At 40.4% G+C, this 21,291-nt stretch carries 20 protein-coding genes; 12 read left to right on the top strand and 8 right to left on the bottom strand.

The window, feature by feature from the left end:
• Nucleotides 1–24 precede the first annotated feature (24 nt).
• From WAE64_RS11125 to galK, 5 genes are all read left to right on the top strand, one after another.
• Nucleotides 25–1,521 (top strand): Kelch repeat-containing protein, encoded by a 1,497-nt coding sequence (locus WAE64_RS11125; protein WP_340236449.1) that lies wholly within the window; start codon nt 25–27, stop codon nt 1,519–1,521.
• A 4-nt stretch (nt 1,522–1,525) separates the two neighbouring features.
• Nucleotides 1,526–2,116 (top strand): hypothetical protein, encoded by a 591-nt coding sequence (locus WAE64_RS11120; RefSeq protein ID WP_340236448.1) that lies wholly within the window; start codon nt 1,526–1,528, stop codon nt 2,114–2,116.
• Nucleotides 2,117–2,223: 107 nt separating this feature from the next.
• A complete protein-coding gene (locus tag WAE64_RS11115; protein WP_340236447.1) occupies nt 2,224–3,726 on the top strand; it encodes a hypothetical protein in 1,503 nt (500 codons plus the stop codon).
• A gap of 100 nt (nt 3,727–3,826) precedes the next feature.
• Entirely contained in the window at nt 3,827–6,139 is a 2,313-nt protein-coding gene (gene ppk1 / locus WAE64_RS11110) for a polyphosphate kinase 1 (protein WP_340236446.1), read from the top strand.
• Complete coding sequence (gene galK, locus WAE64_RS11105) at nt 6,140–7,294, top strand: galactokinase (RefSeq protein ID WP_340236445.1); 1,155 nt, start codon at nt 6,140–6,142, stop codon at nt 7,292–7,294.
• A 157-nt stretch (nt 7,295–7,451) separates the two neighbouring features.
• Here galK and gyrB read toward each other — a convergent pair whose 3' ends face one another.
• Nucleotides 7,452–9,425 carry a DNA topoisomerase (ATP-hydrolyzing) subunit B gene (gene gyrB, locus WAE64_RS11100; protein WP_340236444.1) on the bottom strand — a complete coding sequence of 658 codons (1,974 nt, stop codon included), beginning with the start codon at nt 9,423–9,425 and terminating at the stop codon, nt 7,452–7,454.
• Nucleotides 9,426–9,650: 225 nt separating this feature from the next.
• Between gyrB and WAE64_RS11095 the strand changes: the two genes are divergently transcribed.
• Entirely contained in the window at nt 9,651–10,163 is a 513-nt protein-coding gene (locus tag WAE64_RS11095; protein ID WP_340236443.1) for a phosphoglycerate mutase family protein, read from the top strand.
• 111 nt (nt 10,164–10,274) lie between these two features.
• Nucleotides 10,275–11,927, top strand: a complete 1,653-nt coding sequence (locus WAE64_RS11090; protein WP_340236442.1) for a S41 family peptidase — start codon at nt 10,275–10,277, stop codon at nt 11,925–11,927.
• A 138-nt stretch (nt 11,928–12,065) separates the two neighbouring features.
• Here the strand turns inward: WAE64_RS11090 and tsaB are convergent, their stop codons facing one another.
• The 7 genes from tsaB to WAE64_RS11055 all read right to left on the bottom strand — a co-directional run bounded on the left by tsaB (nt 12,066) and on the right by WAE64_RS11055 (nt 16,999).
• Nucleotides 12,066–12,773 carry a tRNA (adenosine(37)-N6)-threonylcarbamoyltransferase complex dimerization subunit type 1 TsaB gene (gene tsaB / locus WAE64_RS11085; protein WP_340236441.1) on the bottom strand — a complete coding sequence of 236 codons (708 nt, stop codon included), beginning with the start codon at nt 12,771–12,773 and terminating at the stop codon, nt 12,066–12,068.
• Between the two features lie 72 nt (nt 12,774–12,845).
• Nucleotides 12,846–14,093 (bottom strand): ABC transporter permease, encoded by a 1,248-nt coding sequence (locus WAE64_RS11080; protein WP_340236440.1) that lies wholly within the window; start codon nt 14,091–14,093, stop codon nt 12,846–12,848.
• Between the two features lie 317 nt (nt 14,094–14,410).
• Nucleotides 14,411–14,566: a hypothetical protein gene (locus tag WAE64_RS11075; protein WP_340236439.1), complete on the bottom strand. Its 156-nt coding sequence runs from the start codon at nt 14,564–14,566 to the stop codon at nt 14,411–14,413.
• Nucleotides 14,567–14,639: 73 nt separating this feature from the next.
• Nucleotides 14,640–14,798: a hypothetical protein gene (locus WAE64_RS11070; RefSeq protein WP_340236438.1), complete on the bottom strand. Its 159-nt coding sequence runs from the start codon at nt 14,796–14,798 to the stop codon at nt 14,640–14,642.
• 101 nt (nt 14,799–14,899) lie between these two features.
• Complete coding sequence (locus WAE64_RS11065) at nt 14,900–15,808, bottom strand: hypothetical protein (RefSeq protein ID WP_340236437.1); 909 nt, start codon at nt 15,806–15,808, stop codon at nt 14,900–14,902.
• Between the two features lie 113 nt (nt 15,809–15,921).
• Nucleotides 15,922–16,065: a hypothetical protein gene (locus WAE64_RS11060; protein WP_340236436.1), complete on the bottom strand. Its 144-nt coding sequence runs from the start codon at nt 16,063–16,065 to the stop codon at nt 15,922–15,924.
• A gap of 4 nt (nt 16,066–16,069) precedes the next feature.
• Complete coding sequence (locus WAE64_RS11055; RefSeq protein WP_340236435.1) at nt 16,070–16,999, bottom strand: CPBP family intramembrane glutamic endopeptidase; 930 nt, start codon at nt 16,997–16,999, stop codon at nt 16,070–16,072.
• A 132-nt stretch (nt 17,000–17,131) separates the two neighbouring features.
• Between WAE64_RS11055 and dusB the strand changes: the two genes are divergently transcribed.
• From dusB to frr, 5 genes are all read left to right on the top strand, one after another.
• A complete protein-coding gene (dusB, locus tag WAE64_RS11050) occupies nt 17,132–18,160 on the top strand; it encodes a tRNA dihydrouridine synthase DusB (protein WP_340236434.1) in 1,029 nt (342 codons plus the stop codon).
• Nucleotides 18,161–18,177: 17 nt separating this feature from the next.
• Entirely contained in the window at nt 18,178–19,074 is an 897-nt protein-coding gene (locus WAE64_RS11045; RefSeq protein WP_340236433.1) for a DMT family transporter, read from the top strand.
• Nucleotides 19,075–19,085: 11 nt separating this feature from the next.
• Nucleotides 19,086–19,586 carry an acyl-CoA carboxylase biotin carboxyl carrier protein subunit gene (locus tag WAE64_RS11040; RefSeq protein WP_340236432.1) on the top strand — a complete coding sequence of 167 codons (501 nt, stop codon included), beginning with the start codon at nt 19,086–19,088 and terminating at the stop codon, nt 19,584–19,586.
• Nucleotides 19,587–19,673: 87 nt separating this feature from the next.
• Nucleotides 19,674–20,390 carry a UMP kinase gene (gene pyrH / locus WAE64_RS11035; RefSeq protein WP_340236431.1) on the top strand — a complete coding sequence of 239 codons (717 nt, stop codon included), beginning with the start codon at nt 19,674–19,676 and terminating at the stop codon, nt 20,388–20,390.
• Between the two features lie 215 nt (nt 20,391–20,605).
• Nucleotides 20,606–21,166: a ribosome recycling factor gene (gene frr, locus WAE64_RS11030; protein WP_340236430.1), complete on the top strand. Its 561-nt coding sequence runs from the start codon at nt 20,606–20,608 to the stop codon at nt 21,164–21,166.
• Nucleotides 21,167–21,291 lie beyond the last annotated feature (125 nt).

The raw sequence follows: 21,291 nt of genomic DNA, 5'->3' as shown, positions 1-21,291 counted from the left end.
GCTGTTTACCTAAAATGCAATAAAATGAAAAAAATATTCTACTTTTTATTAGTAATAGGAACATTAAATGCTGTAGCGCAAAACTCAACAATTACGCCGCAAGGTACTGTTTTTCCGAATATCTCGCTTAGTACAACAAGCGATATTAGTAAAACTCCATTCCCTTTGGTGTCTCAATTGGTTTATAATACGAATGGGGGTATCACAGGCGCAGGCGCTGAAGGGGCAGGGTATTACTTCTGGAATGGCACAGCTTGGAAAAAACTAGCTATTGCTCCGGTATCAGGCGGTGGTGGTTCGCTTCCTGCTACAGGCATTGTATTGTCAGAAACAGAAACGAATACCCCACTGGCAAATGCCGGATTTAGTTTACTTGGTAAACTGAATAATCTTACTTTTCAAGCGTACTCCCCAAGCACACCTAGTGCCGAATGGTACCAGAATACTACTTATTTTGATGTACCTACCGGAAGAAGCGGGTATTCAGCCTGTGCGCTCAACAATAAAATGTTTATCTGGGGCGGGTCCAGAAACAACAGTGGCGGTACTTCAACATATTACAATACAGGGGCACTTTATACACCTGTGAGCAACTTCTGGACAGCCACATCTACCACAAATATACTAGCCCGAACTTTTCATTCTACTGTTTGCTATGGTGATAAAGCTATCGTCTGGGGCGGCTCAAACGGCTCGAGCTATGTAAATACCGGCGATATTTATAATGCTACTACCAATACATGGACGCCCATGTCGACCACCAATGTACCTAGTGTAAGAACTAACAATAGTGCTGTCTGGACTGGCACTGATATGATTGTTTGGGGTGGAGTTTTGTACAATGGCCCTCCTGTTATTTATGCCGATGGGGGTAAATATAATCCTGTTAACAATACATGGGCAGCAATTTCAAACACAAGTGCACCGAGTGCAAGGTATGGACACTCGGCTGTATGGACAGGCTCAAAGATGCTTGTATGGGGTGGTTACAACGGCACAACGTATCTGGATGATGGAGGTATATACGACCCCGCTACCAATACCTGGAGCCCTATTTCAACTACAAATGCACCAAGTGCAAGGTCAGGTCATAGGGCTGTCTGGACGGGTACAAAGATGCTTATTCTGGGTGGTTATACGCCAAACGCAACCGCAGGTGGGGCAATATATGATTTTGCCACCAATAGCTGGACTACTATCAATGCTGGTTCTGCTATTGTTGGAGCATTGTATGCTGTTATGCTCGACGCAAAAGTGCTGGTGGTTGGTAGTGAAAACCCAACCAGAACCGAGCTTTTTGATCCTTCGGCTAATTCGTGGCAAAGCATTACGAATAATTCGTTTGCACCTCAATACATAGGCAGTTTGGTTTCTTTCGGCAATTCAGCTATTAGTTGGGGAGGTTCTATCTACAATCAGTTCAGCGGTACTTATAACTATTATACCGAGGGCAGCGTGATACTTCCGAGTGCTTACCAATCAGCACAAAATTTACCTTTCTACTTATTCAAAAAAGATTAATATCATGAAATATACACTACTCATACTGGCTTTTATTCTTAGTTTTATACAATCAAAAGCACAAACCAATACGGTTGTAGGCGCAACTACCACACCCGCAGTTAACAAAACCTATACCCTGTGCAATGGCTGTGGCTTTTCTTATACCACAGTCGAGGCAAAAGATGCAGGTACAGATTCTTATTTTGATGTTCCTGCATCAGGCATCCCGTTCGACCAATACCAGATATACCGTAACAATGGCCAATGGAAACTGGCAAGAGTGGCTATGTGTATGGGCTGTACATCGCCTCAAACTTTTATTTATTACAAAGTAACGGCCAATACAAGTAAACCACCCTGCAATGCTAGCTGGATAGTTGGTAATACGGCCAATGCAGAAAACATTGCTTTAACAGGCGACTGCGTAAATCTTGCACCCCCATCAGTAATTGCAACTACTATTTTGCCCAATGTACTCACTTTACCTCAATTAACAGCTGCTGAAATTGCTGCTATTACATTGCCACAAAAAGGCATGATAGTGTTTGATACAAGCAACAATTGCTTGAAACTATACAACGGCACAGCATGGGCGTGTATGAGTACAAATTAACTGATAAAATACTTTCTGATTGATTTTTTAACTTTTAATACCTACGAATAATGAAAAAAGTTTACATTTTATTAATTGCTGGTTTGCTGCTATTCAGCACTCAAACCATGGCACAAGTTTCTCAGGTAGCACCTACCGAATCTGTAAAACAAGCTGAAAAACCGCAAATAGAAAAAAAACGTTCTGTGAGTGGTATAAATGTTAGTGGATATAATGCTTTCCATGAAATAGCAGGGTCAGAAGATTATGATTCTAAAGTTCATTTACTTATTAAAGAAACTTCTTTTGGCTTTCCAAGAATCAGGTTTATGAATACAATCTACTCAACGCCGGGAAATAATAGATTCTGGGATTTAACTGCCGATGTATATGATGCTAATAGTAATAATGACTATTATTCTATTAAATATGGTTCGTCGGCTAATGCTAGTTTAAGTTTAAGCCCTACGGGTAAAGCTGGTATTGGCATTGACGCCCCATCAGCTGTTCTGGATGTGTTAGGACAGGGCAACTGGGATTTAGCATCAGGTAGTACAGGCGATTTCAGAGTTGGGAGTGAAGCTAATAATTTTAGAATTGGGGTAGCTACTGGCGGCGGCGGTGCAGGCGATGTTAGACTATATGGAAAGCGTTTGATTTTTGGCACAGGAACCGCCGACAGAATGACAATAACCAACGATGGTGTTGGTATAAACTGGCAAACACCTAATTCAAGGCTTGATGTTTATCAAACTGGGCTTAATGTGGCTGCATGGGGTGGTTATACCAGAAACCTGCGGGCTTCGGCTATGTTTAATGGTACGCACGCTATACTAAACGACCCCTACGATGCCATAGGAGTAGCATCACATGGCAATTGGGCTAGTTCTGGCTTTAATAATATTGGTGTATTAGGAACTGCAGGTAATACTGGCTACGACAATGTAGGGGTGCAGGGTTATGTAAACGAGAATTCGGTTTCTAGTAATTATCTATTTGGAATGAGGGCGCTAGCATTACAAGCAGGTACTGGCAATACCTATGGTTTATATGCTTCGGCATCGGGTGTAGGAACAGCAACAAGGTATGGTATATATGCAACAGTTTCAGGTACAGGAACCTCTTATGCGGGTTATTTCAATGGTAATGTTTATGTGTCGGGTACATTAGCTAAAAGTGCCGGGACATTTAAAATAGACCACCCGCTCGACCCTGAGAACAAGTATTTATCACACAGTTTTGTTGAAAGCCCTGATATGATGAACGTATATAACGGCAATACCACAACTGATAACGCAGGTAATGCCACTATTAGCCTGCCAGCTTATTTTGAAGCACTAAATAAAGATTTCCGTTATCAGCTAACTGTTATAGGTGGTGAATTTGGGCAGGCCATTGTAAGCAGTGAAGTTAAAAATAATCAGTTTGGTATCAAGACAGATAAACCAAATCTTAAAGTTAGCTGGCAGGTAACCGGTATCAGACAAGATGCTTATGCCAATGCGAATAGAGTTGTACCAGAAACCGAAAAAGCAAAAGATGAAAAAGGTAAGTACCTGAATCCTGAGGTTTTCAAACAATCAAAATCGGCGAATATTCATTATATAAACGAAAACAGAGTGGTAGATTAAATCTGGGCATAAATTGCACTTATCTGTTAAATTATTGTTAAAAACTTGAATATCTTCGTATAAATTCCGTACTTCGCAAGACACAATTTGTTATCGAGCTATGGACGAAAAGAACAAAGATATATCTAATGGAAAAGGCTCAAAAGGTAGCCTTTTTTCATTTTTAAATGGGTTGGTTAGTCCCTCTAAAACCGAAGAGAAAAATTCTTCTATACCCGAATCGAAGATAAGCCGCTATGTTGACAGCATCGAGCAGTCAAACTACATTAGCCGTGATCTGAGCTGGCTTAAATTTAATGAAAGAGTGCTTGACCAGTCAAGAGACGAGAGCCTCAATCTTTTTGAACGTTTAAAATTCCTGGCTATTACGTCTTCAAACCTTGATGAGTTTTTTACGGTAAGGCTAGGTAGCTTATATAATTATCTCGACTACAACAAAGAGCGAATCGATTACTCGGGTCTGCGTGAAATTCCATTTCGTAAAGCCTTGTTGTCGGCTGTTCGTGAGTTTTTGCAAGAGCAAGACCGTGTTTTTGAAGAGGAACTGACGCCACTTTTCAAGAATTATAAATTTCAGGTTGTTAAAATAGGCGACCTCAACGAGAGTGAGTTGAAGGATGCGATAGATTATTTTGATTATACCGTCTATCCGATGCTTACACCTATGCTCTTCGACCACACCCATGCCTTTCCGGTACTGGTGGCTAAAACGCTTATTTTTGGGGTAATAACAGATTCGAGCCGTTCGACGCTTTTTTCAGAAGATAGCGAAACCAAAAAAATCTCTTTTGTGCAGATACCTGCCAACTTACCGAGGTTTTTCACGATTGAGCGTGGCGACGAGCTTTTGTTTTTGCCGATTGAAGAAATAGTAAGGCACGAAATGAAAAAACTCTACCGAAATGTAGAGATTCAGTCGGTTAGCTTGTTCCGCATTGTCAGAAATGGTGATTTTACGCTCGAAGAGTCAGACGATATTGAATCTGATTTTGTTGATGAAATCAAGCAGAAAATCAAGAGCCGTCGTTTAGGTAGGGTGGTATATATGGAGATTGAAGCCAATGCCAACGAATGGCTGATGAATGTACTGCAAAAACGTTGGGAGATTGATAAGTATAATATTTTTGTTGACGAATGCCTGATTGATTACACCTGTTTATGGCATATTATCCGTCATCCTGAGTTTCTGGAAGTACTTGAGCCAGTACACCCGCCTGTACCGCCATTACGATTAAAAGAAAAAAATACCGACATTTTTGAGGTGATTCGTGAGAAAGACCTCTTGCTGCATCACCCATATAATAATTTTGAGCCTGTATTACAATTAATCGAAAGGGCTGCCGAAGACCCTGACGTTTTGGCAATTAAACTCACTATCTATCGTCTGGCTAAGAAATCACGAGTAACGCAGGCTTTATTGAAAGCCGCCGAAAATGGCAAGCACGTTTCGGTATTGTTTGAGATTAAGGCCCGTTTCGACGAAGAAAATAATATTCGTGAAGCAGAGCGCCTGCAACGTGCAGGTTGCTTTGTAATTTATGGTATTGGCTGGTACAAAACCCATACCAAGCTAATGCTGATTGTACGCAAAGAAGGCAACAGAGTAAGGCAATATGCTCACTTGGCTAGTGGTAACTACAATGAAGATACGGCAAGGCTGTATACCGATATTGGTTTGTTGACCACCAACCCATCATACACCAAAGATATTGCAGAGTTTTTCAATGTTATTACTGGGCACTCGCAGCCAGCCAACTATCAGTATCTGATAACCTCGCCACGGGATATGCGCAAGCGCTTGATAGAGTTAATCAGAAATGAGGCTGAAAATGCACAAAAAGGCTTGCCGAGTGGTATCTGTATTAAACTTAATTCGCTTGAAGACCGATACGTGATTGATGAATTATATAAGGCATCGCAAGCAGGCGTAAGAATTAAACTCATTGTGCGGGGTATATGTTGCTTAAGACCCGGCCGCAAGAATCTGAGCGAAAATATTACAGTGCGCTCAATTGTTGGTTTATATCTTGAGCACGCACGTATTTTCTATTTCCATAATAACAACGAGCCTAAGCTGTATGGTAGCAGTGCTGATATTATGGTGCGTAGCTTCGATAAACGCATTGAGTCGATGTTTGAGTTTGTAGATGCTGAAGTAAAAAAACACGCCATTAATATATTAGACTTTAACCTGCGAGACAACGTAAATTCTTATGAATTGCAGGAAGATGGCTCTTATACAAAGGTTGTTTGTTCGTTAGGCCCTGACGAAGAGCCGATAAATATTCATAAAATGTTTTTTGAGATAGAAGAAAATGAAATGGAAGATATAAATTTGTTCCCGCAGGAAGAAAAGGCTGAGACACCAGCCGAAGAAACCCCTGAAGAAACAGCACCAGAAACCAATTCATAGATGTACTCAGAAAATATCAAACAGAAATTCTCAGACTTATTTAAGCAAACACCCGATATAATTGTGCGTGCCCCGGGCCGCATTAACCTGATTGGCGAACATACCGACTATAACGATGGCTTTGTGCTACCGGCCGCCATTGACAAGGCAATTTATTTTGCCGTTTCCAAGCGAGACGACAATGTTATTAGCCTATTTGCCTATGATTTAGACGATGCCTACGAGTTTTCGTTAGACAACGTAAAGAAATCGGAGAAAGGCTGGGCGAATTTTCTGATTGGTATGGTGTCGGAAATGACCAAAGCTGATGATAAAATCACACAGGGCTTCAATGTAGTTTTTGGTGGTGATGTGCCACTTGGCGCAGGTTTATCATCGTCGGCGGCGGTAGAGAGTGGTATCGGCTTTGCCTTGAATCAACTCTATGGTTTTGAGCTTTCGAGCATCGATTTGGCTTTGACCGCCCAACAGGCCGAGCATAATTTTGCCGGAGTAAAATGCGGTATCATGGATATGTTTGCCTCTATTCATGGCAAAGATAAATCTGTTATCAAGCTCGACTGCCGTGATTTAAGCTATGAGTATTTTCCTTTTAATACTACCGAATACACCATTGTTTTGTGTAATTCGGGTGTAAAACATAATCTGGGCGACTCAGAATATAATAAACGCAGAGCCGAGTGCGAAGAGGGAATCAGTATTTTGCAAGATGCGTATCCGCAGGTAAATAGCCTTAGAGATGTTACAACGGCTATGCTCCGCAGCCAGGCAGATAAACTGCCGCAGGTAGTGTATAATCGTTGTAAATATGTGGTTGAAGAAATAACAAGGGTAGAGTTGGCCTGTAGAGCATTGTTAGCCGATGATTTTGTGGATTTCGGACAAAAGATGTATGAAACCCATCAAGGGCTAAGCGAACTATATGAAGTAAGCTGCCCGGAGCTTGATTTTCTGGTAGAGCAAACCATCGATAACGAGGCCGTAGCAGGTTCAAGAATGATGGGTGGTGGCTTTGGTGGCTGTACCATCAATCTGGTTAAAAACGATTCGGTAGATGCCTTTCTGTCTGAAATAGGTGCGGCTTATGAAGCAAAATTTGGACAGCCATTGGTATCATACAAAGTAGCCATTACCAATGGGGTAGAAGAGATATAGTCTGAATCAGAAAGTTTTCGCCTAAATTACAATCAAGAAAAAGTTTGTCGTTGGCTATAAACCAAAAAAAGCAGTTATCAAATTACCTGATAACTGCTTTTTATAAGCGAATGCGTAATTAATCACTCAATCACTAATTCGCTCAATCACTCAATTCTTAAATGTCAACTCTAGCATATTTGGCGTTTCTTTCTATGAAATCACGGCGAGGTGCTACTTCATCACCCATTAGCATCGAGAACAAATGATCTGCCTCTGCTGCTGATTCGATAGAAACTTGTTTCAGCGTGCGTTTATCAGGGCGCATGGTAGTTTCCCATAGCTGCTCAGGGTTCATCTCTCCCAGACCTTTATAACGTTGAATTCCAACGCTATCTTCACGGCCTCCGCCAGCCAGACGTTTCACTTCACGCTCACGTTGTTCTTCTGTCCAGCAGTATGCTTCCTCTTTACCTTTTTTCACAAGGTACAAAGGCGGTTGCGCAATATAGATGTAGCCATTCTCAATCAATTCTTTCATGTATCGGTAGAAGAACGTCAGAATCAAGGTACGAATATGGCTACCATCAATATCGGCATCGGTCATGATAATGATTTTGTGATAACGGAGCTTATCTGTATTCAAAGCTCTTTCGTCGCCATCTTTACCAATCTGCACACCTAGTGCCGTAAATATATTTTTAATCTCTTCGTTTTCATAAATGCGGTATTCCTGTGCTTTTTCTACGTTCAGAATTTTACCTCTCAATGGTAAAATGGCCTGAAACGCACGGTTACGCCCTTGTTTGGCACTACCACCTGCACTATCACCCTCAACCAGATATACTTCACAAACCGATGGGTCAGACTCTGAGCAGTCGGCTAGTTTACCCGGTAAGCCAGTGCCCACCAATACGTTTTTACGTTGTACCATCTCACGTGCTTTACGTGCCGCAATACGGGCTTTGGCAGCTAGTACAACCTTATCTACAATCACACGGGCTTCTTTCGGATGCTCTTCCAGATAGTTTTCAAGCATTTCGGCAACACATGAGCTCACGGCCGATGTTACCTCGCTGTTACCCAATTTGGTTTTGGTCTGGCCTTCAAACTGAGGCTCGGCTACTTTTACCGAAATAATGGCCGTAAGCCCCTCACGGAAGTCGTCACCACTGATTTCGATTTTTTCTTTAGCCAATATACCCGACTTCTCGGCGTAGCTTTTCAGTGTACGTGTCAAGGCCATACGGAAGCCCGATACGTGTGTACCACCTTCGTGCGTATTGATATTATTTACAAACGACGATACGTTTTCGCTATAGCTGGTGTTATAAAGCATGGCAACATCAACCGGAATACCATCTTTGTTACCTTCCATAAACATTGGCTCAGGAATCAACCTTTCACGGCCTGAGTCTATATACGAAACGAACTCGGCCAAACCACCTTCTGAATGAAAAGTATCGGTAGTATAATTGCCATCCTCATCTTTATCTCTTAAATCGGTCAGAATGATTGTAATACCTTTGTTCAAAAATGACAATTCACGCAAACGGTTCGCTACGGTTTCGTATTTGTATTCGCTCACTGTAAAAATGCTATCGTCGGGCTTAAATGTTACCATTGTACCTCTATCGGTAGCTTCGCCTATTTCACGAACCGGATAAAGTGGCTTACCGATGCTATATTCCTGCTCAAAAATTTTGCCGTCTCTGTGTACTTCTACTCTCAGGTGGGTTGAAAGTGCGTTAACGCAGGATACCCCCACACCGTGCAAACCTCCTGAAACTTTATAGGTGTCTTTATCAAATTTACCACCGGCGTGTAGTACCGTCATAACAACCTCAAGAGCCGATTTTTTCTCTTTAGGGTGCATGCCTGTCGGAATCCCCCGGCCGTTATCTTTTACTGTTACTGAGTTATCTTCGTTAATAGTTACCTTAATTGTATCGCAATGGCCGGCAAGGGCTTCATCTATCGAGTTATCAACAACTTCCCAAATCAAATGATGTAGACCTTTTACACCAATATCGCCAATATACATGGCCGGGCGTTTCCTTACTGCTTCTAATCCTTCTAAGACCTGGATATTTTCTGCACCGTAATCTGCTTTTGAGTTTTGTGGCTCTTTGATTTCTTGATTTTCTGTCATAATTTGTTTTTTCTAAACCTTTGACTATCAGTTAATTAACTGTACCTCGAAAAGGACATTTGATATTCATCAATAATTAACATAATTTAGTTGTAAAGTTACGATTTTTTATCTACAAATCGAAATTTATAAGCTAATGATTATCAGCAATAAACATCTAAATTAAGTATATTTTTTACCCTGAAAAGAACCCTATTTTTCACCAGTCGAATCAGTCGATTTTTTATGAAAAACTACCTTTACTTATTGCTTTGCTTACTATTTTTATCGGCCTGTGAGCGCCCCGTTCAATCAACCTATTATATTGTACGTCATGGCGAAAAGGTTGACGATTCGTCAGACCCCGCACTAAGCGCAGCAGGGCAGGAGCGAGCCGAAACCCTGAAAAAATTACTGGCCGATAAGAAGATTTCGGCGGTGTATTCTACCAAATACATCAGAACCACCAGCACAGCAAAACCACTGGCCGATGCCATGCAACTGAGTATCCAAAACTACGACCCACGCAATCAGAAACCTTTTGTAGAAGAGTTGAAAAAAATAGAAGGTAAAAACATTCTGGTAGTAGGGCATAGCAACACCATACGCCACATTGCCAATGGTTTATACGAAAAAGACACCCTTACCAAAGATTTGCCTGAGACCGATTTTGATAACCTTTACATTGTAAAAAGACAATCCGCCCCTAAGAAAAAGCTAAAGTTTGAAGCTAAGACTTATGGCAAAGAAACCCATTGATTACCTTTTATCATAATCAGATACCTTTTAGATGGGTTTTTGCGTTAATTTGTAATATTAGTGTTTAGAAGTGCTGAATGTGATAAAAAAATTATATTAAATAGAGAAGAAATGAAACGTATTCGTAAGTTTTTCATCATTATTTTCATTTTTCTGGCTATTCCTTTTGTAGCGTTTAAGTATGACGACCGCTATTTCGAGATTGCCAAGAATCTGGATATTTTTGCTACCATGTTCAAAGAGTTGAATGCCTATTATGTAGACGAAATCAACCCGAATAAGGCCATGAGAATAAGCATTGAGTCGATGCTGAAACAGCTTGACCCTTATACCAATTTCTTTCCGGAAGATGATATTGAAGACTACATGACCATGGCTACCGGTAAATACAACGGTATTGGGGCTACGGTTTCGCACCAGAACAACAAGCATCTGGTAGTGATGATTTACGAAGGCTCACCTGCCGATAAAGCCGGAATGAAGATTGGTGACGAGATTCTGAAAGTAGATGGTGTAGACGTAGTTGCTAGAAAGGGTGTAGACATGAGCCGCCTGATGAAAGGCCAGACCGGAACAACCGTAAAAATGCAGATTAAACGTTACGGACAAAATTCGCCGATAGAGCTAACCGTAGGCCGTGATATTGTGAAGACTTTGAATGTGCCGCATTCGGGTATGATTAACGATGAAGTGGGCTATATTCAATTAAATGATTTTACAGCTACCGCTGCTAAAGAGGTGAAATCGGCATTTAGTGAATTGAAATCGCAGGGAATGAAAAAACTGATTTTCGACCTGAGGGGCAACCCGGGCGGTTTGTTGAATATGTCGGTTGAAATCTGTAATATTTTCTTGCCAAAAGACCAACTGATTGTAGAAACAAGAGGAAAAGTAGCCGATTGGAACAAGAAATTTATGTCGATGGAAAACCCGATGGATACCGAAATTCCGATTGTGGTATTGGTAAATAGCTCAAGTGCTTCGGCGGCTGAGATTGTGAGCGGTACTTTGCAAGATTACGACCGTGCCGTGGTTATCGGCCAACGTTCGTTTGGTAAAGGATTAGTACAAACCACCCGTGATTTGACTTATAACACTAAAATGAAAATCACAACGGCTAAATATTACATTCCGAGCGGGCGTTGTATTCAGGCTTTGGATTATAGCCACCGCAACCCTGATGGCAGCGTAGGTAGAGTGCCTGACTCGTTGAAAACAGCGTACAAAACCAAAAACGGCCGCACAGTATATGATGGTGGTGGCGTTGACCCAGATATTAAAACAGAAGTACCACAAATGGCCTCGGTAACTGCTAACTTATTGGCAAAAAATGTGATTTTTGATTACGCAACCAAATACTATTTTGAGCACGTAAACGATAAACCACAAGAGAAATTTTCGTTGAAAGATTCAGATTATCAGGATTTTACAAATTGGCTAAAAAGCAGAAACTTTACTTACTCTACCTCAATGGAGAAGAGCATTGATAACCTGGAGGCATCGGCCAAAAAAGAGAATAGCCTTGATGCTGTGCAGGAGAGCCTGAAATCGTTGAGAGATAAAATTAATCAAAGCAAACAACAGGATTTAGTAAAACACAAAGCCGATATTAAAGAGCAATTGGAAGCTGAAATTCTTAGCCGTTATTATTACCAGAAAGCCATGAAGTTTGTGTCTTTCGAACGTGATAAAGAAGTGCAAGAGGCTTTAACACTGTTTAAAGATATGCCTAAGTATCAATCGATTCTTAAAGGCGGAAAGTAAGATAACCCACAATGCGTGTCACGGCTATACTCGAAAGAATGTGGCCGTGGCACGATTATTTTCTTTGTAGCAAACCTAATTGTGCCACGCTCTTATTCTTCCGAGTATAAGCGTGACGCACTGCAAGTGCCACGATGTTTACAAAGCCTTTTTAGGTGTAGTAGCCATAAATTCTTTCAGGTAGTAAGGCTCAAATTCTGCTACGTCTTCAAACTGGCTGTTTTGATAGGCTTTATGCGCCAGCACACCAATACTCCTGGCTGAAGGGTTGATGGTTTCTTTTAAGAAAATAGCATTCGGATTATGCCCTAAAACTGCTTCGCACTTGGCTGCACCATCGCCAAAGAAAATGATTTTCTGCGTCTCTAATATTTCTGCAAACGACTGCTCGTCAATGATTTTAGCTTCCGTAGCAACAACTTGCTCCAGATTATTTGCTCTATACAAAGCGCAATAAACTTCCATACGGCGGGCATCAAGCATCGGGCAAAGCAAAGGAATATCATTGGTATTTATTGCCTGCGCTATGCTATATACTTGCCATGCCATTGCTTGTAGTGTATTAACCGCAAGCAAGGGTTTGTCGAGCGTAAAACACAAGCCTTTGGCAGTTGAAACGCCAATGCGCAAGCCTGTATATGAGCCGGGGCCTTTGGCTACGGCAATGGCATCAATAGCTTCAAAATCAAGACCTGAAACTTTTACAACGTGCTGAATTAAAGTAGTGAGCATTCCGGAAGACGATTTTTCGTGGAATAACTCGCTCAAGGCCAATAACTGAGCGCCTTGATGAATAGCTGTGGAGCAACCTTTGGTAGAAGTTTCGATACTTAATATGATAGACATTACACAATTGAGCAATTTCGTTGAAAGTACAAAATTACTCAATCGTGCAATAAAGTATCGAAAAAACAGAACTTATTTACTTCTAATAGCAATAACGGGATCTAAACGGGCAGCCTGCCACGCCGGAATAATACCTGAAATGATGCCAATAATACTGGCAATTGCAAGCCCAAAAATAATGTTGCTATAACTTAGAACAATATCAAGTGTGCCCAAAGGCAAGAAACTTAGCAGATAAACCAAGAGGATTCCGAAAAGCCCTCCGAAAATACATAGGAATACCGACTCAAATAAAAACTGGAACATAATAAAGTAGTTCTTAGCTCCGAGTGATTTCTGAATACCGATAATATTCGTGCGCTCTTTTACCGAAACAAACATAATGTTGGCAATCCCAAAACCTCCAATTAACAATGAGAATATACCTATAAAGAACCCACTCACACGCAAAGTGCTAAACAATTGGCCAAGCATAGCAGCGGCAGCCTCGGGGCGGTTAAGCGCAAAATCATCTTCCTGCGATGGCCTCAAGCCTCTTTTGGTGCGCAACAAGCCAGTAATTTCGCCTTCCAGTTCAAACAAACCTTCGTCGGTATCGTAGCCTTTAAAAACAATATCTCCCGTCAATTCACCCGAAGAGAAGATTTTCTTATGTGCCAAAAACGGAATAATCACTTTTTGGTCTGGTTCGCCGTCAAACTCTACAATCTGCTTACCTTTTCTTTCCTGCACACCAATCACTAGCATATTTTGCCCTTTCAGTTTGAAGTTCTGCCCTATGGGGTCTGAGTCGGGGAATAAGGCATCTGCAATATCGGCACCTAAAATGGCTACATTTTTGCCCGATTCTATTTCTTGCTGTGCAAAATAACGACCGTTCACAATCGGTACTTCTGTTATTTCATTAAATTCATAAGTTATGCCCTCACACAATGCGCTAATGCTGTTACTGTTTTTACGACAAGTTACATTGCCTGTAAAATCCATCATGGCACCTGCTTGTGCGTGTTCGAGGTTATCTTTCAGGTATTTGAATTCCTTATACTTTGGCTCAGGGCGCATAAAGTATTTCCACCAGGGGTAATCGCCCGAAGAAAACAGCCAAGGCCATTTTTGTACATAAATTACATTAGTACCAATAGAGTTAAGGCTGTTTTTGATGTTTGATTCAAGAGAATCTACCATAGTATAAACCCCGATAATAGAAAATATACCTACCGTTACACCCAATAGTGACAGTATGGTTCGAAGCATATTTTCCCGCAGAGCTTGACCAGCAAAACGGAAACTCTCAAATACTAAAAAGAAAAATTTTAACATAGAATCTGTGATTGAGTGATTGCGTATTTGGGTGGATTTGGACGAACGAAAATATGTTTCTTTTCAGGATAAAAAAAACAAAAAAGGCTGATTAGTAGCTTTTAATAAACTAGCGGTAAAAATTGAGGATATATGGATTGGTTTTTTATTAAAAACCCTTAACATAATGTGCTTGCAAGCATAAATATTTGTGGCGCAAACCGAGAGTGTGGCTGTTCGGTTTGCGCCAGAGGTGTCTGATTAGGCTGATACAAAAACTGCTATTAATCCGGAATCAGAAAAATAGCAGTTTGGAGTGTTTCACTTTAAAACATACTCTAAGAAGCATTGCCACGAGGGCCAAGGAGATTAAATCCTGAAAAGAGCTCTTGCTCTGTTTTAGATTTGATATCAATTACTTCTATCTCAGGTGTTTGCCATACTTTTTTGGGAGCAATGGCAGGGGCTTGATTGTTTAGATTAGCAGTTTCCAAAATGTTAATTATTGATAGTGTAAGGAATAAGAAATTAAGGTGCAATTTAAACGCTTTATAAATAAACCCTTATTTATGAAGCATTAGTGCCACGAGGGCCAAGGAGATTAAATCCTGAAAAGAGCTCTTGCTCTGTTTTTGATTTGATATTAATTACTTCTATCTCAGGTGTTTGCCATGATTTTTTGGGAGTAATGGCAGGAGTTTTAATGTCTAGGTTAGCAGTTTCCAAAATGTTAATTATTGATAGTGTCGGTAAAATGAAATTAAGACACAATTTTAAACTTTTTCGGAATATATAAGCAATATTATCGGTATTTTTTTGTGAATGCATCAATTCACTCCCAAACTCTCTTCAATCAATTGTATTACCTCATTAATCGTATTTTGCTTATCGGGTCGGCTGATTAATACTAAAGGAACATTGTTAAGCAAAGAACTTAGCAGGTTAAAATAGGTTTGTTGTATGCCCATTGGCTTAATATAAGGCAAACGGTAAGCCTGATGCCGTAAATATTTAAAAGCCGGAACTCCCTTAATCTGTTCGCTACGAAAAGCAGCCGACGAGTCGAGCTTTTGCAGAATAAAAATCTTCTTAATAGGCAAAGCCCTTGTATCAAACGATTCATTAAAAAATTTGCTGTATTTTTCTATCTCCGGCCTGATTCTGTGTTCTTCCTGATAAGTGCCAATATCAAGTTTGCTGAAAGTGTCTTTCCATAGTTTCATCATAGGGTAGGCGGCAAAAGCTTTCAACATACCCTCTTCTTGTATGGGTACACATATATCGTCTGAAAAAATACGGTGTCCTTTGGTTTGTAAACTAGCCACAGTGGTTGACTTGCCTGCGCCCGAATCGCCTAAAAACAAGGCAATACCGCCATCAACATAAATAGCCGATGCATGTAAGGGAATCTGCGCTCTTTGATACAAGATAGCCGCCATTGTGTTTGAAAGAAAAAAAAGCCTGACACTTTTTAGGTCGGCATCGGTTGTTGGCTCAATAATTACTTCGTTACCATTGGTGGCATAATAAGCTGCTGTGTCGTCGATACGCAGGTAATATTCATTGGGGCTTATAAAAAGATTGGTTTTTGAATCCGGAATTTTTTCTACAAACTCAAGCGGAATTTTGCCTATACGTACAGATACATCCGCAGTATCTTCAGGAGGTATTACAAATAACTCTGGGAAGTCGAGTTCTGTAGCTATGCTAAGACCATAGGCAAAGTAATAATTCATAGTTTACTAAAAAATAGAAGGCGAGTGTAGCCAAAATACCTACCTAATAGGTAGATGCGCTGGCAAGCGTTTGACAATTTATAAACAAATATTTTTGAGAATACAGAAACAAACTACTTACTTAAGATTCCTTTGGTTATCAGGTACGGGATAATCAGCCACAATAAACCTTTGATAAGAAAAAAGAAAAACCCTGCCCAGCCTAGCCGCTTAAACCACATTTTGAATTTGCTTTGTTTTTCAGTTTGGTTCTCCATATTGTTATGATTGTGATTCAACAGATTGTGATTGCATATAGTTTTTGAACAAAAACATCAAGCCAATAGTTGCTACAAGCGAAAAAAGTACAATAGGCATTGGTACATGGTCTATGCTTTCGAGGTCGGTTTTTACTATTTTAAGGTTATATAAATACATGATTATAATAGCTAAACCATTATTGAAAATATGAGCTATAATAGGCACCCAGATGTTGCCCGTCCAATAATATAAGTAGCCAAACAATACGCCTAGCATCATACGGGGCAATATGCCATAAAACTGAAAGTGGATAACCGCAAAAATGAACCCGGCCAGCCAGATAGCCACATGAATATTTTTTATACCCAAAAACAACTTACGCATCAACAAACCTCTGAACACTAGCTCTTCGCCAACACCGGCTATAATTGCTATTACGATAAACGCCAGAATAAATTGCCAGAAAGAGGTAAAAGTGGTAAAAAACTTAGTTGCTTTAGCCAGTTGTTCTTCCATGCCTTTCAGCACGGTTTCAAGCCCTTTCATCGACTCAGGAAACACAAAGTTTTCGTTAAGCTCTTGTAGCCAGCCATTAAAACCCATAAAAGTAACCTGAATCAGAATAATCATTAAAAATACTCTGGGTTTAGGTATTGGTTTAAAGTTTAGCTCGCTCCATTGTTTCTTTTCAACTATACGCCAATAAAACCATGCTGTACCCACAAAACCTACAAGCGAGCCTAAACCCTGGCTTATAATCATAGCCAGCCATGCATTTGGCATTTTGCTAAAATCGCCGCCACTTTCGAGCATATTTGTTAAAGAAGCACCAGATGCCATCATGATTAAAACCTGAATCAGACCTCCCAGAAACAGGAAATTAATAAGAAACAGACCTAGTATAATCAGAACAGAAGGGGCTGACGGGTTTTCTTTGGTTTTGAAATACATAATGGAATTATTTTTTATAATTACTATGTTAAATTGAGTATAGCAAGTTTGTTGGAAATGTTTGCTTAAAATTCGGTAAATTTGCAGTAAAATTATTCACTAATTTGTGAATTCACTAATTCATTTTCGATTTTGGTTAAAATAGGTAATATATCGTTAGGAGAATTTCCGCTTTTGCTGGCGCCTATGGAAGATGTCAGCGACCCACCGTTCAGATTAGTCTGCAAAGAAAACGGAGCGGATTTAATGTACACCGAGTTTATTTCGTCTGAGGGGCTCATTCGTCATGCCGCTAAAAGCGTGCAAAAACTAGATATTTTTGAGTACGAGCGCCCCATTGGTATTCAGTTGTTTGGCAGCGATGTAGAAACTATGGGCGAATGTGCCCGTATTGCTACCAATGCTAATCCTGACTTGATTGATATTAATTATGGTTGCCCCGTAAAAAATGTGGCTTGCCGTGGGGCAGGTGCTGCGCTTTTGCAGGATATTCCGAAGATGACCGAAATGACATCGGCGGTAGTAAAAGCAACGCATCTGCCTGTAACCGTAAAAACCCGCCTCGGTTGGAACGAGGAAACCAAAAATGTGGAAGAAGTAGCCGAACGCCTGCAAGATGTAGGTATTCAGGCCCTCACTATTCACGGGCGCACACGTGCGCAGATGTATAAAGGTGAGGCCGACTGGACTTTGATTGCAAAAATCAAAGAAAATCCACGTATCAAAATTCCGATTTTTGGTAACGGAGACATTGATTCGCCAGAGAAAGCGCTCGAATACCGCAATCGCTTTGGCGTTGATGGTATCATGATTGGCCGTGCAGCTATCGGGTACCCTTGGATTTTTAATGAAATCAAACATTATTTTTCTACCGGCGAAAAACTACCGCCACCGAGCATTGAGCAACGTGTAGAAGCTGCCCGCAAACACCTGAGTTTTTCTATCAAATGGAAAGCCGAGCGTTTGGGTATTCTGGAAATGCGCCGCCATTATAGTAATTATTTCAAGGGTTTGCCAAATTTCAAAGAGCATCGTATGCGCCTGGTGCAATCGTTAGATATTAACGAGATAATGGATATTCTTAACGAGATTCCGGTGCTTTATGAGGGCGTTGTGCTAGAGAAACAAATCATCAAAGTAGAATACGCAGGAGTAGATTAATATAAAATCCACTTTAAGTGAACACAACATCATCAACAACAGTTACTTCGCAGAATAAAACTATCATTGCCTGGCTATTGCTTTGCCTGCTGGCTACTATGTGGGGTTCTTCATTTTTAATCATGAAGAAAGCCCTGCCAACATTCTCGCCTGTGCAAATAGGTGCTCTTAGAATTATGGCTGCGGGTTTGGTATTTTTACCTTGGGTAATCAGCCATCGTAAAGAATATCCAAAAGCAAAAACCAAGTACTTTTTCGCTTCGGGTTTTCTTGGCTATTTTCTACCTGCCTTTTTATTTGCCTTGGCCGGTACCAGAGTTAATAGCTCGCTGATAGGCGCACTTAACTCGGCTACTCCGCTTTTTGTGCTGATTGTCGGGGCTATTTTTTTTCAGCAGATTATTAGACGCTGGCAGGCCATTGGCTTAATTATGGGTTTTGTGGGCAGTATTGTGCTTATTTTGTCGGCCAGTAAAGATGGCTTGTCATTCAATAATCCTTATGCACTGCTCGTAATTCTTTCGGCACTCATGTATGGTTTCAACGTAAACATTACAGGCAAGTTTCTGAGTACTATTAATCCGGTATTGCTCACAGCCTGGACATTGTTTGGAGTAGGTATTATGGCTGGTGTAGTATTGTTCTCTACCGACTTTCTTTCAAAAATCAATCAGGCAACGCTATACCCATTATTACTGATAATTTTTCTGGGGGTAGTTAATTCGGGCATAGCTACTATTATTTTCAATTATATTTTGCAAATTGCGTCTCCGGTGTTTGCTTCATCGGTAACCTATCTGATACCTGTGGTAGCAACCATGATGGGTTTTCTGGATGGCGAACCGATTTCTTTATTACATTATTTCGGAATGAGTATTATCTTAGTGGGCGTTTATCTGATAAATAAAAAATAAGCTTCTGAATTATGCTAAAAGCCATTATCGACGACACAACAACATTTGAGGTTTCGGAACAGAAAGAGGGGATATTGTTGAATAATCAGCCTTTTGACTGGGACCTGAAAAAGATTTCAGACAAAGACTTTCATATTCTGAAAGACAATAAGTCATATAATGTAGAGGTGGTAGAGGCGAATTATGCAGAAAAAATTTTCAAGCTGAAAATCGGAGATACTATTCATACCGTAAACCTGAAAGACCGTACCGATTTGCTTCTTGAAAAAATGGGCATGAGCAGCACAAAATCGGCAAAGCTTAATGATTTGAAAGCACCTATGCCCGGCCTTATTTATGAAATGAAGGTACAGGTGGGTGATGAAGTGAAAAAAGGCGATATTTTATTGATATTGGTTGCCATGAAAATGGAAAATGCAATAAAGGCCACGGGCGATGGCAAGGTGAAAAGTTTAAAGGTAAAGACGGGCGAAACCGTAGAGAAGAATCACATTATTATGGAGTTTGAATAATATTTATTAGATACCCTCTTTTAACAAAGAGGGTATTTTTTTGATTGATAGATACAAATACTTAATTTTACGCCTAAATCATAAACTATGAGCCAACTTAAATACAAAAGAATTCTTTTAAAGCTTAGCGGCGAAGCCTTGAATGGGGGAGATAAAAGCCAGATTATTAATTCAGATATCCTTGCTCAATATGCTATTGAGATAAAATCGGTAGTAGATGCCGGTTGTGAAGTGGCAATCGTGATAGGGGGCGGAAACATTTTCAGAGGAGCAAGTTCGAACTCGGGGATTGAGCGTGAACAGGGCGACTATATGGGCATGATGGCAACCGTAATTAATGGTATGGCTATTCAGAGTGCCTTAGAGAAAATCGGACTACATACCCGTTTACTATCAGCCATTAAAGTAGAGCAAGTAGCCGAGCCGTTTATCCGCCGTCGTGCCATTCGTCACCTCGAAAAAGGGCGTGTAGTTATTTTAGGTGCAGGTACAGGAAACCCGTATTTCTCGACCGATTCGGGTGGCGCACTAAGAGCCAATGAGCTTGGCGTAAATTTATTGTTGAAAGGCACAAGTGTAGACGGTGTTTATACTGCCGACCCACGCAAAGACCCAACAGCTACACGTTACAAGCAAATCAGCTACGATGAGGCCATCAGTAAAAATCTGAAAATTATGGACTTAACGGCGTTTGCTTTATGTAAAGAAAACAAGATGCCAATCATAGTTTTTGACATGAACCAGGAGGGGAATCTGATGAAGGTAGTAACAGGCGGAGATCTTGGAACGCTCGTGACAGAGTAGTAAAATATTGCGTGATTGTGTGAATGAGTGAGCCATGGCTACGGTGATTTTGAAAATACTGCATGGCGGTTAATTGTAACGAAAAAACAAAATAGATATAGTAATTTAAAAGTAATTATTTTGATAGCATACAGTGATTAAGGAAATTAGAATAAAGTGAATAAAAGCAATCACTCAATCACTAATTCACGCAATCACTCAATTCTAAAAAAACAATGGAAGAAATAGATCTTGTAATTGATATGGCAAAAGACACGATGGACCGTGCCTTGAAACATACACAAATTGAACTTTCAAAAATAAGAGCCGGCAGGGCCAGCACCAATATGCTTGATGGCGTCATGGTTGAATACTATGGCGTTCCTACACCGCTTAATCAGGTTTCGTCTGTAAGTACGCCTGATGCCCGCACAATTTCAATTAAGCCTTTTGAGCGTAAATTGATTAATGATATAGAGCGTGCCATTATTAATTCAAATCTTGGGTTATCGCCTGCTAACGATGGTGAAGTGATTCGTTTAAATATTCCGCCATTGACAGAAGAGCGTCGTCGTGATTTAGTGAAAAGAGTGAAGTCTGAAATAGAAGTAGCCCGTGTGAATATCCGTAAGGTACGCCAGGAAGCTAACGAAGAGCTGAAGAAAATTCAGAAAGATGGTGGCTCAGAAGACGATGTTAAAAAAGCAGAAGAAAGAGTGCAGAAACTAACTGATGGCTATATTGTAAAAGCCGAACAGTTAATGGCTGACAAAGAAAAAGATATTATGAGTGTATAATTTTTTCGGTACATTCATCACAGAAAATGCCTGCTGAAAGTGGGCATTTTTTGTTTGTTTTTTTAGTGAGGTCTATTTTTTAGTACCAGCGAATCATTAGGTTTTAAGAATTAAATGTCTCTAGG

It is taken from the genome of Emticicia soli, from assembly GCF_037860775.1.
Taxonomy (GTDB): domain Bacteria; phylum Bacteroidota; class Bacteroidia; order Cytophagales; family Spirosomataceae; genus Emticicia; species Emticicia soli.
This window is presented reverse-complemented; position numbering and strand designations above follow the sequence as displayed.

Bases quoted from the DNA above. Each gene is read 5' to 3' on its own strand.
- WAE64_RS11125 (WP_340236449.1), top strand. From the start codon at position 25: ATGAAAAAAATATTCTACTTTTTATTAGTAATAGGAACATTAAATGCT.
- WAE64_RS11120 (WP_340236448.1), top strand. From the start codon at position 1,526: ATGAAATATACACTACTCATACTGGCTTTTATTCTTAGTTTTATACAA.
- WAE64_RS11115 (WP_340236447.1), top strand. From the start codon at position 2,224: ATGGCACAAGTTTCTCAGGTAGCACCTACCGAATCTGTAAAACAAGCT.
- ppk1 (WP_340236446.1), top strand. From the start codon at position 3,827: ATGGACGAAAAGAACAAAGATATATCTAATGGAAAAGGCTCAAAAGGT.
- galK (WP_340236445.1), top strand. From the start codon at position 6,140: ATGTACTCAGAAAATATCAAACAGAAATTCTCAGACTTATTTAAGCAA.
- gyrB (WP_340236444.1), bottom strand. From the start codon at position 9,425: ATGACAGAAAATCAAGAAATCAAAGAGCCACAAAACTCAAAAGCAGAT.
- WAE64_RS11095 (WP_340236443.1), top strand. From the start codon at position 9,651: ATGAAAAACTACCTTTACTTATTGCTTTGCTTACTATTTTTATCGGCC.
- WAE64_RS11090 (WP_340236442.1), top strand. From the start codon at position 10,275: ATGAAACGTATTCGTAAGTTTTTCATCATTATTTTCATTTTTCTGGCT.
- tsaB (WP_340236441.1), bottom strand. From the start codon at position 12,773: ATGTCTATCATATTAAGTATCGAAACTTCTACCAAAGGTTGCTCCACA.
- WAE64_RS11080 (WP_340236440.1), bottom strand. From the start codon at position 14,093: ATGTTAAAATTTTTCTTTTTAGTATTTGAGAGTTTCCGTTTTGCTGGT.
- WAE64_RS11065 (WP_340236437.1), bottom strand. From the start codon at position 15,808: ATGAATTATTACTTTGCCTATGGTCTTAGCATAGCTACAGAACTCGAC.
- WAE64_RS11060 (WP_340236436.1), bottom strand. From the start codon at position 16,065: ATGGAGAACCAAACTGAAAAACAAAGCAAATTCAAAATGTGGTTTAAG.
- WAE64_RS11055 (WP_340236435.1), bottom strand. From the start codon at position 16,999: ATGTATTTCAAAACCAAAGAAAACCCGTCAGCCCCTTCTGTTCTGATT.
- WAE64_RS11040 (WP_340236432.1), top strand. From the start codon at position 19,086: ATGCTAAAAGCCATTATCGACGACACAACAACATTTGAGGTTTCGGAA.
- pyrH (WP_340236431.1), top strand. From the start codon at position 19,674: ATGAGCCAACTTAAATACAAAAGAATTCTTTTAAAGCTTAGCGGCGAA.
- frr (WP_340236430.1), top strand. From the start codon at position 20,606: ATGGAAGAAATAGATCTTGTAATTGATATGGCAAAAGACACGATGGAC.